At 37.8% G+C, this 16,155-nt stretch carries 15 protein-coding genes; 10 read left to right on the forward strand and 5 right to left on the reverse strand.

All coding sequences use genetic code 11. From position 1 onward, the window contains the following. Nucleotides 1-57: 57 nt before the first annotated feature. The 3 genes from glmS to CBW18_RS16605 form a co-directional block, all read right to left on the reverse strand. The gene (gene glmS / locus CBW18_RS16595) at nt 58-1,896 is read right to left on the reverse strand and encodes a glutamine--fructose-6-phosphate transaminase (isomerizing) (RefSeq protein ID WP_088302453.1); all 1,839 of its coding nucleotides are present in this window, start codon (nt 1,894-1,896) and stop codon (nt 58-60) included. Nucleotides 1,897-2,020: 124 nt separating this feature from the next. Then, nucleotides 2,021-3,397: a DUF4270 domain-containing protein gene (locus tag CBW18_RS16600; RefSeq protein WP_088302454.1), complete on the reverse strand. Its 1,377-nt coding sequence runs from the start codon at nt 3,395-3,397 to the stop codon at nt 2,021-2,023. Nucleotides 3,398-3,418: 21 nt separating this feature from the next. Continuing rightward, nucleotides 3,419-4,243: a glycogen/starch synthase gene (locus tag CBW18_RS16605; protein ID WP_088302599.1), complete on the reverse strand. Its 825-nt coding sequence runs from the start codon at nt 4,241-4,243 to the stop codon at nt 3,419-3,421. Between the two features lie 149 nt (nt 4,244-4,392). Here CBW18_RS16605 and panC point away from each other — a divergent pair, with 149 nt between their 5' ends. From panC to CBW18_RS16625, 4 genes are all read left to right on the forward strand, one after another. Next, the gene (gene panC, locus CBW18_RS16610) at nt 4,393-5,238 is read left to right on the forward strand and encodes a pantoate--beta-alanine ligase (protein ID WP_088302455.1); all 846 of its coding nucleotides are present in this window, start codon (nt 4,393-4,395) and stop codon (nt 5,236-5,238) included. Nucleotides 5,239-5,653: 415 nt separating this feature from the next. Further along, the gene (panD, locus tag CBW18_RS16615) at nt 5,654-6,004 is read left to right on the forward strand and encodes an aspartate 1-decarboxylase (RefSeq protein ID WP_088302456.1); all 351 of its coding nucleotides are present in this window, start codon (nt 5,654-5,656) and stop codon (nt 6,002-6,004) included. A 43-nt stretch (nt 6,005-6,047) separates the two neighbouring features. After that, on the forward strand, nt 6,048-6,998 hold the full coding sequence (locus tag CBW18_RS16620) for a lysylphosphatidylglycerol synthase transmembrane domain-containing protein (RefSeq protein ID WP_140418700.1): 951 nt from the start codon (nt 6,048-6,050) through the stop codon (nt 6,996-6,998). A gap of 122 nt (nt 6,999-7,120) precedes the next feature. Continuing rightward, nucleotides 7,121-8,260 (forward strand): acyl-CoA dehydrogenase, encoded by a 1,140-nt coding sequence (locus tag CBW18_RS16625; RefSeq protein ID WP_088302458.1) that lies wholly within the window; start codon nt 7,121-7,123, stop codon nt 8,258-8,260. Between the two features lie 202 nt (nt 8,261-8,462). Here CBW18_RS16625 and CBW18_RS16630 read toward each other — a convergent pair whose 3' ends face one another. Further along, nucleotides 8,463-8,807 carry a phage holin family protein gene (locus tag CBW18_RS16630; protein ID WP_088302459.1) on the reverse strand — a complete coding sequence of 115 codons (345 nt, stop codon included), beginning with the start codon at nt 8,805-8,807 and terminating at the stop codon, nt 8,463-8,465. 17 nt (nt 8,808-8,824) lie between these two features. On the opposite strand from CBW18_RS16630, the gene CBW18_RS16635 reads away from it, so the two are divergent. The 4 genes from CBW18_RS16635 (at nt 8,825) to infB (ending at nt 14,298) form a co-directional block, all read left to right on the forward strand. Next, on the forward strand, nt 8,825-9,256 hold the full coding sequence (locus CBW18_RS16635) for a hypothetical protein (RefSeq protein WP_088302460.1): 432 nt from the start codon (nt 8,825-8,827) through the stop codon (nt 9,254-9,256). Between the two features lie 121 nt (nt 9,257-9,377). After that, complete coding sequence (gene rimP, locus CBW18_RS16640; RefSeq protein ID WP_088302461.1) at nt 9,378-9,842, forward strand: ribosome assembly cofactor RimP; 465 nt, start codon at nt 9,378-9,380, stop codon at nt 9,840-9,842. Nucleotides 9,843-9,906: 64 nt separating this feature from the next. After that, complete coding sequence (gene nusA, locus CBW18_RS16645) at nt 9,907-11,151, forward strand: transcription termination factor NusA (protein WP_088302462.1); 1,245 nt, start codon at nt 9,907-9,909, stop codon at nt 11,149-11,151. 60 nt (nt 11,152-11,211) lie between these two features. Next, nucleotides 11,212-14,298 (forward strand): translation initiation factor IF-2, encoded by a 3,087-nt coding sequence (gene infB, locus CBW18_RS16650; RefSeq protein ID WP_088302463.1) that lies wholly within the window; start codon nt 11,212-11,214, stop codon nt 14,296-14,298. A 30-nt stretch (nt 14,299-14,328) separates the two neighbouring features. On the opposite strand, the gene CBW18_RS21885 is transcribed toward infB, so the two are convergent. Next, nucleotides 14,329-14,583, reverse strand: coding sequence for a helix-turn-helix transcriptional regulator (locus CBW18_RS21885; RefSeq protein WP_088302464.1), 255 nt, complete (start codon nt 14,581-14,583; stop codon nt 14,329-14,331). A 360-nt stretch (nt 14,584-14,943) separates the two neighbouring features. Between CBW18_RS21885 and CBW18_RS16660 the strand changes: the two genes are divergently transcribed. Both CBW18_RS16660 and CBW18_RS16665 read left to right on the forward strand, forming a co-directional pair. Continuing rightward, nucleotides 14,944-15,252, forward strand: a complete 309-nt coding sequence (locus CBW18_RS16660; RefSeq protein ID WP_088302465.1) for a hypothetical protein — start codon at nt 14,944-14,946, stop codon at nt 15,250-15,252. Continuing rightward, the gene (locus CBW18_RS16665; protein ID WP_088302466.1) at nt 15,253-16,086 is read left to right on the forward strand and encodes a hypothetical protein; all 834 of its coding nucleotides are present in this window, start codon (nt 15,253-15,255) and stop codon (nt 16,084-16,086) included. The last annotated feature ends 69 nt before the right edge of the window (nt 16,087-16,155 follow it).

A 16,155-nucleotide genomic window follows, 5' to 3' on the forward strand; every position in this document is an offset into this window, starting at 1 on the left:
ATTTCGAGATGTCATCCTGAATTTATAATACAGCATTTTATTTAAATATATATACCATTATTCTACCGTTACCGATTTGGCCAGGTTTCGTGGCTGATCGACATTGCAGCCTCTCATAACAGCAATATGATAAGATAACAGCTGAAGTGGAATTGTTGCCAATAAAGGTAGAAATGCTTCATTTGCATCCGGAATCTCAATGCAATAATCTGCCATTTTCTGTACTTCTGTATCGCCTTCAGTAACAATAGCGATTACTTTTCCTTTTCTGGCTTTAACTTCCTGGATATTGCTGATTACTTTTTCATAAGATGAATTTTTAGTGGCAATAAAAACCACGGGCATTTCTTCATCGATGAGTGCAATAGGGCCATGCTTCATTTCGGCCGCTGGATAACCTTCTGCATGGATGTAGGAAATTTCCTTCAACTTCAATGCGCCTTCAAGGGCAACAGGGAAGCCGCTTCCCCTGCCAAGAAACAGGCAGTTTCGTGAATCTTTAATTTTTTCTGCTACCTCTTTAATGATATCGTTGGATTCAAGTGCTTTTTGAATCTTTTCAGGGATATGATCCAGCTCCGTTAAAAGTTCAATCATTTTTGAAGCCGTAATGGTGCCCTTTTGCTGTGCCATGTAAAAAGCCATGAGGGTTAGCACGGTAACCTGCGCAGTAAAGGCTTTAGTAGAAGCAACACCAATTTCAGGTCCTGCATGCGTATAAACCCCTGCATGAGTTAAACGAGGAATAGATGCACCGGCAACATTGCAAATTCCAAATATGGTTGCGCCACGTTCTTTAGCCATTTCAATGGCCGCCATTGTATCTGCCGTTTCTCCTGATTGAGAGATGGCTATTACCACATCTTTTTCCGTTATAATCGGGTTGCGGTACCTGAATTCAGATGCATATTCCACTTCAACCGGAATCCGGGCATATTCTTCGATCAGGTATTCGCCAACTAAACCTGCATGCCATGATGTTCCGCAGGCAACAATGATAATTCTGTCGATGTTTTTTAATTTCTCTGCAAATTCTTTTATCCCGCCCAGCTGCACTTTGCCTTCTGCCGGATATATTCGCCCACGCATACAATCTTTAATGGATCGTGGTTGTTCGTAAATTTCTTTTAGCATGAAATGCTCAAAGCCGCCTTTTTCAAGCATTTCTAACTTCAGCTCAAGTTCCTGTATTAACGGTGTTTGCACAATGTTATCCAGTTGCTTCACCAGTAAATCTTCTCTGGTGACCAAAGCAATTTCGCCGTCTTTTAAATAGATTACATTTTTGGTATATTCAATAATCGGCGTAGCATCTGAAGCGATAAAGTATTCGCCTTTACCAACACCAATCACCATCGGGCTGCCTTTCCTTGCTGCAATTAATTGATCCGGATGGTCTTTATCCATAATCACAATGGCATAAGCACCACTCACCTCATTTAATGCTAAACGAACGGCCTCCAGCAGATCTAAGTTTTCTATCTTTTGAATTTCCTCAATCAAATGGATGAGTACTTCAGTATCCGTATCACTTTTAAATTCATGTCCACGGCCTATCAGCTCTTCTTTCAGCGTAGCATAATTTTCAATGATACCGTTATGAATAATAGATAGTTTACCGTTGTTGGAAGTATGTGGATGCGAATTCCGGTCTGAAGGAACACCATGGGTTGCCCATCTGGTATGTCCCATGCCAATGGTTCCTGTACGATCCTGATGTTCGGCAAATTCTTCTAAAACAGCTACTTTACCAGCTTTTTTATAAATGCTTTGTCCGCTATCATTTATCAGTGCTATACCGGCACTGTCATAACCTCTGTATTCTAATCTTTTAAGTCCTTTTAAAACTATTGGCCAAGCCTCTCTGTAACCGATATAACCTACTATTCCGCACATAAATTTGGGGTATTTCTAACGTCGACGAATATACTAAACAAAGATTGTTTAGCGTAAAAATAATTTATCAGGCAAAAAAAAACCTCAACATGATCTGCTGAGGTTTTCTAAAGGATTCAACCTGTTAATTTATTTTGGTATAATAAATATTCAGTTTTATTTTATTTGTGGTGTTGCCAAAAGATCCGATAACAGCTCTTCCTGCTGACGTACCTGATGGTGTAATTTCGTAAGCGGTAGTAGATGATGGCGCTAAGAAAGTTCCATAATCAGTGATGGTTTTATCAATAAGCCCTTGTACGTAAGCTGTGATATTAAATATATATCTGTTATTAAGCGATTGATAAGCACCACCGAATAACCCTGCACCAGCGCTGCCAAGGTTAGTTAAATCAGGTATGTTAGCCGGTTGTTCTGCAATATCCCAACGGTACATCGCTATTCTTTCTGCAGGCGCAAAAGGATTAGCAAAAGAACCATTACTAACATCAACCACTAATTCTGCTTTATTCACTATAACTTTTCCATGAGTACTGGCAAAATTAGCAAGATTTGGAAAAGAAAGTTTTGTTTTTACGCCTACCAGACCTTGTAAATAGGTTACATTATACTGCGTAGAAGTATTTGTCAATTGCGTTTGAACATCCGTACCCGTATAATCATGTTTAATATTTGCCGCAGCGCCGTTTGCTGTAGAAATTGGAAAATTTACACTTGTGGTATCAATGCCATTGCTGGTATTTGGTTTTTTATACACCAATTGAACGTATGAATTGGTTGTAGCAAGATCAATGAATGCTATGCCACCGCCAGCAATGGTAGATGATGTTTTGTTAATCTCAGCGTATAAACCCTTAAAATAATCTATAAACTTCGCATTGGTTGTAAATGTGGCAGCAGGTTGTGCTAAAATAGTGCTTTGAATAAAAGCTTTGTTTAGCGGAATTCTGATTTGTGCCTTAACCGTTTTTAAGGTATCCGCTTTACCTGCAACAATATCCGTAATTTTAATCGGCGTTTTCGGAAAGATTTTGCTGTTAAAATTTCCCAATAAGGTACTGTTATGCGCCTGTACATCAGAACTTTTGAAATTGGTGATTTTATTGGTAAGCTGATAAACATCAATACTATACTTAGAAGTTGTGGTGTCTCCGTAAAACTGAGTACCAAGATTTAGCACCAGTACCGCCGAATCTAATGTGGAGTTCGTACCAAAATCCTGGGTAAGTGTAGCTGGCGGTGCTACTGTCATGGCCAGGCTGGATTCGGTTTTTCCAAAAATCGGATCAACCATATAGCCTATTGGATGTTGAGTTAATCCACCGGTAGGGATATCGTTTTCCTTAATAGTTTGAGAATTGATCTGCTCATTATTAACCAAAGTGCCTTCTAAAGCTGCGCTAGGATCAACATCTAAGCCAACAGCACCTGGGTTTTTACATGATGCAAAAAGAAAAAGACCTATCAACAGGGTTAATAAGTCTTGTTTTGTAAATTTCATATTTAAAATAATAATACCTGATTAAGCAACTGAAACCAATTCATCATTTGAAATTTCTTCATAAAAATTATAGAAGTTTTCAAAATTCTCGGTTAAGTTAAATGCTAATGTTGGTTTATTGGAATCTTTAACAAATTTTAACACAGCGGCATCAAGATTTTCATCTGCTAAAACCACAGCATCAGCGTGCGTTACTGCACCAATATGCATGCTGTTGCAATCAGCTGGAACGAAAGCTTTAGTATCTTCTTCAGTCATGTTAGCCATTACTGCTTTAGATGCAAACTTATCATTCAGTTTTTCTGTGAAACCATCTTCATAAATTGAATACACTACTTTTGAATTCTTGAAAGTAGGGTCATTTTTATAAGTAGTTTTAATATAAGCAGGAACTAAAGCACTCATCCAACCATGACAATGAACAATGTCTGGAGCCCACCCTAACTTTTTAACAGTTTCCAATGCGCCTTTACAGAAGAAAATTGTGCGCTCGTCATTGTCTTCAAAGAATTTTTCACTCGCGTCTCTAAATACTTGTTTACGTTGAAAATACTCTTCGTTATCAAGGAAATAAACCTGCATACGTGCAGCTGGGATGGATGCTACTTTAATAATTAAGGGATTATCATTGTCGTCAATAATGATGTTCATTCCTGATAAGCGGATTACTTCGTGTAAACGATTTCTTCTTTCGTTGATGTTGCCGAACTTAGGCATCAAGATGCGGATTTCGAATCCTTTTTCTTGCATAGCCTGCGGTAGCTGACGGGTGATTTCAGAAATTTTAGTAAGCTCGAGGAAAGGCGACATCTCGTGTGTAACAATCAGCAGCTTCGTTTTTGCCATCTCCATATTGTAGGAAAATATTAAGTTAAATAAAAGATAATGAGCTGCAAAGGTAAGCATAATAATACTATTTATCAATATAGCAAGCATTTGTTTGGTTTCGTTTAGATTAATTTACACCTTTACCACTTTAATTTAGATAGACCAAATTGGAAATATTTAAAACCAAAGCAGCGCTTAAAGCTTTCTTAAAACCGCTAAAAGAATCGGGTAAAAAAATAGCACTTGTACCTACAATGGGTGCCTTGCATCATGGCCATATTTCTTTAATCAAACTTGCACAGCAAAACGCAGACATCATTATCTGCAGCATTTTTGTAAATCCTACACAGTTTACGGATCCGAAGGACCTGGAAAAATATCCCCGCCCTATTGAACATGATTTGGCAATGCTCGAAGCTGCAGGTTGCAGTGGCGTACTCATGCCAAATGTGGAAGAAATGTATCCTTCAGATGAGCAGGAAAACTGGTCAATTGATCTTGGAAAAGCTGAGTTTTTACTCGAAGGCGAGTTTAGAAAAGGCCACTATCAGGGGGTTACGCAAATTGTAAAAAAACTTTTTGATGCAGTAGAGCCTGATATCGCCATGTTCGGACAGAAAGATTTTCAGCAGGTATTGATGATCAAAAATATGGTTAAGTATTTTAACCTTCCTATTCAGATCATTACCTGTCCTATTATAAGAGAAGATGACGGACTGGCCATGAGTAGCCGGAATATTCATTTGTCAGCGGATGACAGACAACATTCCCTGGTATTAAATGAGTCTCTTTATTTTGTGGTTAAACATTTTGAAGAATATTCATTAGATGAGCTGGAAGCAAAGGCAAAGACATTTTATCAAGATATTAAGGGAGTAGAACTGGATTATTTTACTATTGCCAATGGCAATACACTAGCGCCGGCAACTTCTAAAGATGAAGATAGCCTGGTGGCATTGGTTGCAGCGAAAGTTGGATCGACGCGACTGATTGATAATATGATCATTAAATAATGATTGAGTTATAAAATGATTGAGTGATTGAATGTTCTGGTTCCAGAAGGTAGATTCACTAATTCTATCATTCACTAATTCATACTTAATATTATTCCAACAAATTAATGATTGAGTTATAAAATGATTGAGTGATTGATGTTCTGGTTCCGAATCTAGATTCACTAATTCTATCATTCACTAATTCATAATATTATTCCAACTAAATAATGATTGAGTTATAAAATGATTGAGTGATTGAATGTTTTGGTTTCAGAAGGTAGATTTCTTAATTCTATCATTCCATCCTTCATTAATTCGATTATTCCTTCATGCTATCATTCACTAATTCACTAATTCAATCATTCCATCATTTACTAATTCTATCATTCACTAATTCGGTCATTCATTATAACATTATTACTAACTTTGCCAAATGGTTATTACAATATTAAAATCGAAAATACACCGTGTTAAAGTAACACAAGCTGAACTGAATTATGTTGGCAGTATTACGATTGATGAAGATTTAATGGATGCGGCCAATATTATTGCCAATGAAAAAGTGCAAATTGTGAATAATAATAATGGTGCCCGCTTCGAAACTTATGTAATTAAAGGTGAACGTGGTACCGGAACAATCTGTTTAAACGGTGCAACGGCCCGATTGGCTCAGTTAGGCGATATATTGATCATTATGTCTTACGGAAGCCTTCCAATTGAAGAGGCAAAGCAATATAATCCTATCCTTGTTTTTCCGGATGACAACAATCATTTACTAAAATAGCATTGTGACGCTCGACCTTAAAACGGCAGTAAAATACCTTATCATGCTTTTGATAGGAGTAGGTATTTTATACTTGGCGTTTCGAGGTCAGGATCTGCAAAAGATCTGGCTGGAAATTAAAACAGCCAATTTGTTTTACGTCATTATCTCTGCATTATCGGTGTTGATTGCCTATGTGCTAAGAGCATTGCGCTGGCAGATGCTTTATCGATCTATTCATTATCAGGTTAGTTTCCTGAATGTTTATCACGGTGTAATTATTGGTTACTTCGCAAATTTAGCCTTACCCCGCTTCGGTGAAGTAGTTCGCTGTTCTGTAATGCGCAAAACAGAAAACGTTCCGGTTTTTTCTTCGCTCGGTACGGTGATTACAGAAAGACTTTTCGATGTCTTGGTGCTTTTTATAACCGGTTTAGCAATGTTCTTCTTTCAATATGATGTAGTAATTGATTTTCTTTATCACCGCATTTATCAGAATATTGCAAACCACCTGATGCGGGTAAACTATGTTTGGTTGGTCGCATTTGGAATCATAATGATTTTATGCTTAGGTGCTTTATTCTATCTTCTGCGCAGAAGAGTAGGCAAAAAGTTCCTGAGAATTTTTGTGAGCCTAAGACAGGGATTTGGTTCTTACAGCAAAATGAAAAACAAGTGGTTATTCCTGCTTTGCACATTTGCAATCTGGAGTTTTTACCTGATCTCCATGTATTGCTGTCTTTATGCTATTCCATCAACAAGTAATCTTCATTTTAAGGCTGCTTTTACGGCACTTGTGTTTTCAGGTTTTGCCATGGCCGCGCCCGTGCAGGGTGGAATAGGTGTTTTTCACTGGATGGTGGCACAATCTCTGGTTTTATACGCCATATCCTTTAAAGATGGATTGGCATATGCCACAATTATCCATTCTTCGCAAATTTTACTTATTCTCGTTTTGGGGTGTTTTAGTACTTTCTTAATATTAATGAAACCTGATTCCAAACCTCTAAGATGAGAAATTCGCTATGGTAAGCTAAAGGCAGAATACAAATATTTCAATAAAATTACTATGCAGCCATAGTAATTTTAGATTTGAAATGCTACATTTGATTTACTAACCCTTTATACTTAAATGTTATGCATTTTGAATTAAGTGAAGAGCAGATAATGATCCAGCAGGCCGCAAGAGATTTTGCACAGCAAGAGCTTAAGCCAGGTGTAATTGAGCGGGACGAGCATCAGAAATTTCCGGCAGAACAGGTGAAAAAACTCGGTGAACTTGGTTTCCTGGGCATGATGGTCAGCGAGAAATATAATGGCAGCGGTCTTGATGCCATTTCTTATGTATTGGTGATGGAAGAGCTTTCTAAAATCGATGCTTCTGCATCAGTGGTGGTTTCGGTAAATAATTCCCTGGTTTGCTATGGCTTGGAGGCTTATGGAAATGAAGCACAGAAAGAGAAATACCTTAAACCCCTGGCATCCGGAGAAAAGATTGGGGCATTTTGCTTATCAGAACCGGAGGCCGGATCGGATGCGACATCTCAACAGACTACCGCCGAGGATAAAGGTGATTATTACCTGTTAAACGGAACGAAAAACTGGATTACCAATGGGAATTCGGCCTCAACATATTTAGTTATCGCGCAAACTCACCCGGAGTTAAGACATAAAGGAATTAATGCCTTTATCGTGGAAAAAGGAATGGAAGGCTTTACTATTGGGCCAAAGGAAAATAAATTGGGGATTCGTGGATCTGATACCCACTCTTTAATGTTTAATGATGTGAAGGTGCCAAAAGAGAATAGGATAGGGGAAGATGGTTTCGGTTTTAAATTCGCGATGAAAACATTGGAAGGTGGCCGGATCGGGATTGCCGCACAGGCACTGGGTATTGCCCAGGGTGCTTTTGAATTGGCAACACAGTATGCCAAAGCGCGTAAATCTTTTGGGAAGCCCATTTCAGAACATCAGGCGATTGCTTTTAAGCTTGCAGACATGGCCACACAGATTGAAGCCGCCAGGTTATTGGTCTATAAAGCTGCATGGTTAAAAGATCAGGGACTACCTTATACCCAGGCAGGGTCGATGGCTAAATTATTTGCTTCTAAAGTAGCCATGGATGTAACTATTGAAGCTGTTCAGGTTCACGGCGGATATGGATTCGTTAAAGAATATCATGTGGAACGCTTAATGCGCGATGCAAAAATTACCCAAATCTATGAAGGAACCTCGGAGATTCAGAAAATGGTAATATCAAGAGAAGTTATACGCTGAGTTAAGTCGTGAGTCATTAGTCGGGAGTCTCTTATTTAGCGTATCATAACTCCTGCTATTTAGCTTGAGTATTAATTTAAAAGCCTGCGAATTTAAGTGCTTCGACTTAATTTCACAGGCTATTCTTATGATGCCGCTTTATTTGTTTTTAATTAGTAAACCTTAGACTCAAGACTTAGGACTACAGACTCAAGACTCGAAACTACTCCTTCTCTCCTGCAACAGCGCCAAAAACGGCTTTGATCAACGCTACGATAATGGCTAAAAATGCTGCAGCGAAGAAACCAGACGTATTAAAAGAGGTCATCATGCTGTCTACCAGAAGAATCATTAAAACAGTGATGATAAAGGATACCAAACCCAGTGTTAAAAAGTTAATCGGGAAGGTTAACAATCTTAAAATAAAGCCAATAGTAGCATTTGCAAGTGCGATTAAAACGGCTGCAATAAGTGCACTCATAAATCCTGTTACTTCTACTCCGGGAACCAGTTTAGCCCCGATAAAAAATGCAAGTCCCATCAAAAGAACTTCAATAATTAATCTCATAATGTTTAAATTTGTTAATGTTTAAAAGCCTGTGTAAATTTTCGGCAGTTGCCATAATAGCAGCCACTTTAATTTCTTGTTCTGGTACAAACAAAAAACCTGTGATTAAGTTTGCATCGGATAGTACAGTGATCGTAGTTAAAAATATTGATGAAGCAAGTTTATTGCAGGTTAAAAATCATGATCAGGCAAATACAGATTCCGTAGCCTTGATTTCGGTTATACTGAAACCAGGAGACCTGGATAGTTTGCAGGATGATATTGATGTGCCTGGAAAAGTTAAGATAGCGGGCGATTCTGTTATTTTCGTACCTGAACAACCTTTTCAGAAAAATAAAAGTTACCTGGTAGAAAATTATATCGGAGTTAATTTTGCAGGCATGGATAACTTACTTAATGGTAGTGCCAGGCACAATTTACAGCCGCAAAAACAAATACTTAAACGGTAATAATCAGCACAATAATTACGCTAAGTGTTTGATTTTAAAGAAATGTTTACTACATTTGCATCGTAATCGAAGAAAAGAGAAGGGGACAATGTCCCCTTTTTCTATGAAATCAGGGTAAAATATGCAGGTAGAAAAGAGAGTTGCAGCCCTCGTTGAGGAAAAAATTGCAGACAGACCAGAACTTTTTCTGGTCGAAGTGAAAATGTTACCAAACCATAAATTGATTATTCATGTTGATGGTGACGAAGGAATTAGCATACAGGATTGCGTGGTAATCAGCAGGCATGTAGGTTTTCATCTGGAAGAGGAAAATGTAATTGAACAGGCCTACAATTTAGAAGTTTCTTCACCCGGTGTTGGTGAACCACTGAAGTTAAACCGCCAGTACATTAAAAATATTGGACGAACTTTAAGTGTAAAGCTGAAGGATGGACTTAAAAAGGAGGGTAAGCTTTTAGAGGTCGCGGAAGACAACTTGTTGTTGGAAGAGTCAGTTAAAGAAAAAGGGAAAAAAGCGGCAAATGTTGAAACAACAATACCGTTTAATGATATATTAGAAACAAGTGTATTAATAAGTTTTAAGTAATACGATTAATGAGCAAAAACGAGATTTCTTGTAATCTTACTAATCTATTTAATCATGGTAAAAAATGAGTACTACAACAATTAATTTAATCGACTCTTTTCAGGAGTTTAAAGATTTCAAAAATATAGATCGCCCCACGGTGATCAGTGTGCTGGAAGAAGTTTTTCGTAGCATGTTGCGTAAAAAATACGGAACAGACGAAAATTGTGATGTAATTGTGAATCCGGATAACGGAGATTTAGAGATCTGGAGAACCCGGAAAGTAATGGAGGATGGTTTCTCTGAAGATGATGATCTGGAAATTGAATTGGCTGATGTACATCAAATTGACCCAAGTTTAGAGGTTGGTGATGATTATATAGAGCAGATTACGTTGGAAAGTTTTGGCCGCAGGGCAATTTTAGCTGCACGCCAGACACTGGTTTCTAAAGTATTGGAATTAGAGAAAGATGAAATTTTCAAAAAATATAAAGATCGTGTAGGTGAGATTATCACTGGCGAGGTTTATCAGGTTTGGAAAAAAGAAACTTTGGTTTTAGATGATGAAGGTAACGAACTTTTAATGCCTAAAACTGAGCAGATTCCTGCTGATTATTTCAAAAAAGGCGATTCTGTAAGAGCAGTAATCTCTAAAGTAGAAATGATCAATGCGAATCCAAAAATTATCATTTCGAGAACGGCACCGGAGTTTTTACAACGTTTGTTCGAACTGGAAGTTCCCGAAATTTTTGATGGTTTGATTACGGTGAAGAAAATTGTTCGTGAACCAGGAGAGCGCGCTAAAGTAGCTGTAGAGTCTTACGATGATCGTATTGATCCGGTAGGCGCTTGTGTGGGCATGAAAGGCTCTCGTATTCATGGTATCGTTCGCGAATTAAAAAACGAAAATATTGATGTGATTAACTTCACAAATAACATCTCATTATATATCACACGTGCTTTAAGCCCGGCAAAAATCACTTCTATTAAATTGGATGATGAAACCAAACATGCATCGGTTTACTTAAAACCAGATCAGGTTTCATTAGCCATCGGACGTGGCGGACATAATATTAAACTGGCTGGTAAATTAACCGGTTATGAAATTGATGTATACCGTGAAGCCGGAGAAGAAAGCGACGAAGATGTGGATTTGGAAGAATTCTCAGATGAGATTGATAGCTGGATCATTGATGAATTAAAGGCTATCGGGTGCGATACTGCTAAGAGTGTTTTAGCACTTACAGTAGAAGATTTGGTGAAACGCACAGACTTAGAAGAAGAAACCATTAAAGAAGTGGTTCAGATTTTACAGTCAGAATTTGAATAAGTGGTGTAATTGCCAAATAAACACTACTTTTGTATTATATTAAAAAATAACAGGAGCTAAATGTCAGACGACAAACCAATCATTTTAATTAAAGCTATTAAGGAACTTAATATAGGCATGGGTACGGCCGTTGAGTTTTTAAACAAAAAGGGATTCTCTGCCGAGAAGAGCCCGATGTTTAAACTAACGGGAGACATGTATAGTGCCTTATTCAAAGAGTATCAGGGAGATAAGATCGTAAGAGAAGAAGCCAAACAAATAGTGATTGGTAAAATACGTCGCGACGAGCCTGAAACTGAAAAGCCAGTAGAAGCGCCGAAGAAAAATACCGATTTCGAGAAAAATGAAGAGGTTCTGATTAAGAATACTCAAACATCAACTCCTCCGGTAGAAAAACCTAAGGTCGTAGAAACTCCAAAAGTAGAGACTCCGGCACCTATTCCTGCGGCAGCAGCGCCGGTTGCAGCAACGAAGACAGAAGACAAAGCAGAAGATGGTGGATTACCAGGCGTTAAAATTGTGGGCAAGATTGATTTGAATGATCTTAATTCCAAAACGCGCCCTGCTAAAAAAGAAGATACCCCTGCTGCTGCAGTTCCTGCATCACAGCCAGTTGCAAAAGTACCTGAGCCGGTTAAGCCTGTAGAACAACCTAAAGTTGAAGAAAAATCAGCAGAGGTTAAGAAAGAGGAAACGCCTGCTGCCCAGATACCTACACCTGCATCACAACCAGTTGCAAAAGCACCTGAACCAGTAAAACCTGCAGAACAGCCAAAAACGGAAGAAAAGCCGGCGGAAGTGAAACCTGCCGAAGTAAAACCGGTAAGTAATGAGCCTGAAGTAATTAAAGCACGTACGGTTAAATTAACTGGTCCGAATATCATTGGTAAGATTGTTTTACCAACTACTCCGGATAGAAGAAACGGTCCTGTAGCATCATCTAGTGATAGCGAGGCTGCTAAACGCAAACGTAAACGTAAAAAAACTCCGGGAGCACCAGGTCAGCATGGTGGTCAGGGTCAGCAAGGACAAAATCCTGCGGGTCAGGGTCAGCCAGGCGCATCAGGTACACCACGTACACCTTATCAAGGTAATCGTCCAGGTGGTGGTACGCCATACCAGGGCAATAGACCGGCCGGACAAGGTGGTACACCTTATCAGGGAAATAGAAATAACAACAGACCAGGTTTCCAAAACAGGAATGCTACACCAAGCGGTCCTAAAGAGGAGCCTACTGAGAAAGAAATTCAAGATCAGATTAAGGCAACACTTGCCCGTTTAAGTGGAGCTGGTAAATCTGGTAAATTTGCTCAACGTGCTAAATTGCGTCGTCAGAAACGTGATGATGTTGCATTTAATGCTGAAGAGGCTGCAAATGAACTTGAATCTCAATCAAGAATATTAAAAGTAACAGAATTTGTTACGGCTAATGAACTGGCCAGCATGATGGATGTACCGGTAACTAAAATTATTGGTACCTGTATGAGTTTGGGCATGTTTGTTTCCATCAACCAGCGTTTGGATGCTGAAACTTTAACGATTGTTGCTGATGAGTTTGGTTACGAAATTCAGTTCGTTAAACCGGATGAAGATGAGGAAAATGTAATTGAAGAGGAAGATAACGAGGCAGATTTAATCGAAAGGGCTCCGGTTGTTACGATTATGGGTCACGTCGATCACGGTAAAACTTCCTTACTGGATTATATCCGTAAAGCAAATGTGGTAGCTGGCGAGGCTGGTGGTATTACACAGCACATTGGTGCGTATATGGTAACCACACCAACCGGTAAAAAAGTAACATTTCTAGATACACCAGGTCACGAAGCTTTTACAGCGATGCGTGCCCGTGGTGCGAAAGTTGCCGATATTGCAATTATCGTAATTGCTGCGGATGATGCAGTGATGCCGCAAACAAAAGAAGCTATCAATCATGCACAAGCTGCAGGTGTTCCTTTGGTATTTGCTTTTACGAAGGTGGATAAGCCAGGTGCAAATGCAGATAAAGTTCGTGAGCAATTATCTGTAATGAATATTTTGGTTGAAGATTGGGGTGGTAAATATCAATCACAGGAAATCTCAAGCAAAAGCGGTTTAAATGTTGATTTACTCTTAGATAAAGTATTATTAGAGGCTGAGTTATTAGAACTTAAAGCCAATCCAAATAAAAGAGCTACAGGTTCAGTTATTGAATCTGCATTGGATAAGGGGCGTGGTATTGTGACTACAGTATTGGTTCAGGCGGGTACATTAAGAGTTGGTGATCCGATCTTAGCCGGTAGTTTTAGCGGACGTGTTAAAGCATTAACCAATGAGCGTGGTGCTAAAGTAGATTCAGCAGGTCCATCACAACCCGTACAGGTTTTAGGTATGCAGGGCGCACCAACAGCGGGTGACCGTTTCAATGCGCTTGAAAGTGAAACTGAAGCACGTGATATTGCAAACAAACGGATGCAGTTACAACGCGAGCAGGGATTGCGTACGCAGAAACATATTACCCTGGATGAGATTGGTCGACGTTTGGCTATCGGTAACTTTAAAGAACTTAATATCATTGTTAAAGGTGACGTGGATGGTTCAATTGAGGCACTGGCCGATTCATTGTTGAAACTATCAACTGAGCAAATCCAGATCAATATCATCAGTAAAGGTGTTGGACAGATTTCAGAATCTGATGTCTTGTTGGCTTCTGCTTCTGATGCAATCATCATTGGTTTCCAGGTTCGTCCATCAACAGGTGCACGTAAATTAGCTGAAGCTGAGCAAATCGATATCCGTTTATATTCTATCATTTACGATGCAATCAATGAGATTAAATCAGCGATGGAAGGTATGTTGGATCCCGAATTTGAAGAGAAAATTGTGGCTAACGTTGAAATTCGCGAGACTTTCAAAATTACCAAAGTGGGTACCATTGCAGGTTGTATGGTATTGGATGGTAAGATTACCCGTAACAGTAAGATCCGTATCGTTAGAGATGGCGTTGTCGTTTACACCGGTGAATTAGCATCATTAAAACGCTTTAAAGATGATGTGAAGGAAGTGGTTAAAGGTTACGAATGTGGTCTGAATATCCAGAACTTTAACAACATCGAAGTAGGTGATATCGTTGAAGCATACGAGCAAGTAGAAGTAGCGAGAAAATTGTAAGTAGCTATTAAAACAGAAATACCAAGGGCATCAATAATATTGATGCCCTTTTTGTTGTATAGGAATTATTTGATTGCTATTGAATTTTGAATGCAGAATGATTTCATGAATGGAAATCTCGTACAAGTCGGCTATTTTTTTTAGTTGGGAGAGTGCAAAATCAATTTCATTATTTTCCCATTTTCGATAAGCTACCCTGCTTATTCCTATAATATTGGCTACGTATTGCTGGGTATATTTATATTCATCTCTATACTTTCTTAAGGTATTGCCTATATCTAACATGTCGAGAACTGATAATTTTTGAGTTTCTAAGGTTTTACAAATGTATATATAATTAGTAAATATTGATAAGTATAATTTGTCAATATTTATAATTTAAATGGCTTACTTTGTGAAGTAATATTACATTAACATCTTTATTAATATTATTGCAGTTAATTACTAAATAATTAGGGTTTGGAAAATCACATTATGGTAAAGAAATTGGCATGTATAAATGTGCTATTTTATTTTATCAATATTCTTTACTTATTCTCATATCTAAGAAATAATTTTATGTATTAGTTATATATTAAAAAATTATAATGACAACTAATAGTTGTCATTAGTTATATTTTTCTTTGCTAATTTTGAAATAAAAATATGAATAAAAAAAATCTTCGTTATTATTGCATGTCAATTACATTAGCACTAATATTATTGATGCTGGGGTGTAAAAAAGATTTACAACAAATTAATAAATCACCTGAAATCATTAATACTCCTGAATCTGTTAAGATTTTAAAAGTTCGAAAGTTTATTTCTGTAATTTCAGAAGTTCCTTTTGATAAAGTAACTTTTAATCCAACTTCAAATCAATATATTTTTGGAAGAGATCATTTTGATCAGAAAATGATTGAAGATCTTTATGATAAGTCAAATATATATCACGCAGAATATGAAAAAAAGTAAATGAAAAAGAAATTACTATTATCATTGCTATTTTTGTTCTTGATAAATTTAGCAACTAAAGCCCTTGTAAGACCACTAACTATTGAAATTTTAAATGGTTCTATACTTTATGACAAGCTACCTGTTGCAGCTTCTACACCAACACCATTTACTGTTTCTCTTAACTTCTTTTCAATAGAACAGGCAGCCCCAAGATCAATTGAAGTAATTTTATATCATCACGCTCTTGATGGTACAGATACCCCAATAGAAAATCCTATTACACTACCATTATTCGCTATGGGTGCCGCAAGGCTTTATCAAGGTAGCTTTAATTTCACTCTGTCAGCAGGACTTACAACTGGTAATATTAGAGTGAAATTTCGCGCTGAAGGTGAATTAAGTGATAACTCTACTAATTTTTCGATGCCAATTATACTTGCTCCATCTTCAAATATGATGTTCCTAACTCGTATGTTCAATCCTAATGGAGGGCGGCATATGATTACTGCCTCTGTTAGAGAAAAGCGTGATCTTATAAAGATTGGATGGCAATCTGAAGGAGATTACGGACTTATTAAAGTTATACAGGAAAGTTCTTACTTACCACTTTATCGATTTTACAGATCGCGTTCAGATGATCATGTATTTCAACCAAATAACCCGACTCCCCCTCCTGGATATGATAATGAAGGAATAGCGGGATATGTACTTACTTCATCGGGCAATGATACTAAGGCAGTTTATAAGTATTATAATCCAAGAAGCGGCGATCGAGTTTATACTAGGGATGCTAGTGAATTGGCTGGCGTTAGAGATTGGCAATATGAAGGAATTGCATTCTATGTTCAATAGTAAATATTATTTTCCAAATTAAGCATCTAATATATCTATATGTATTTCAGTTGAATAAATATAAAGATT

The organism is Pedobacter sp. AJM, from assembly GCF_002197755.1.
Classification (GTDB): Bacteria; Bacteroidota; Bacteroidia; order Sphingobacteriales; family Sphingobacteriaceae; genus Pedobacter.

Coding starts and splice junctions, on each gene's coding strand:
- glmS (WP_088302453.1), bottom strand. CDS start 1,896: ATGTGCGGAATAGTAGGTTATATCGGTTACAGAGAGGCTTGGCCAATA.
- CBW18_RS16600 (WP_088302454.1), bottom strand. CDS start 3,397: ATGAAATTTACAAAACAAGACTTATTAACCCTGTTGATAGGTCTTTTT.
- CBW18_RS16605 (WP_088302599.1), bottom strand. CDS start 4,243: ATGGCAAAAACGAAGCTGCTGATTGTTACACACGAGATGTCGCCTTTC.
- panD (WP_088302456.1), top strand. CDS start 5,654: ATGGTTATTACAATATTAAAATCGAAAATACACCGTGTTAAAGTAACA.
- CBW18_RS16620 (WP_140418700.1), top strand. CDS start 6,048: ATGCTTTTGATAGGAGTAGGTATTTTATACTTGGCGTTTCGAGGTCAG.
- CBW18_RS16625 (WP_088302458.1), top strand. CDS start 7,121: ATGCATTTTGAATTAAGTGAAGAGCAGATAATGATCCAGCAGGCCGCA.
- CBW18_RS16630 (WP_088302459.1), bottom strand. CDS start 8,807: ATGAGATTAATTATTGAAGTTCTTTTGATGGGACTTGCATTTTTTATC.
- CBW18_RS16635 (WP_088302460.1), top strand. CDS start 8,825: ATGTTTAAAAGCCTGTGTAAATTTTCGGCAGTTGCCATAATAGCAGCC.
- rimP (WP_088302461.1), top strand. CDS start 9,378: ATGCAGGTAGAAAAGAGAGTTGCAGCCCTCGTTGAGGAAAAAATTGCA.
- nusA (WP_088302462.1), top strand. CDS start 9,907: ATGAGTACTACAACAATTAATTTAATCGACTCTTTTCAGGAGTTTAAA.
- infB (WP_088302463.1), top strand. CDS start 11,212: ATGTCAGACGACAAACCAATCATTTTAATTAAAGCTATTAAGGAACTT.
- CBW18_RS21885 (WP_088302464.1), bottom strand. CDS start 14,583: ATGTTAGATATAGGCAATACCTTAAGAAAGTATAGAGATGAATATAAA.
- CBW18_RS16660 (WP_088302465.1), top strand. CDS start 14,944: ATGAATAAAAAAAATCTTCGTTATTATTGCATGTCAATTACATTAGCA.
- CBW18_RS16665 (WP_088302466.1), top strand. CDS start 15,253: ATGAAAAAGAAATTACTATTATCATTGCTATTTTTGTTCTTGATAAAT.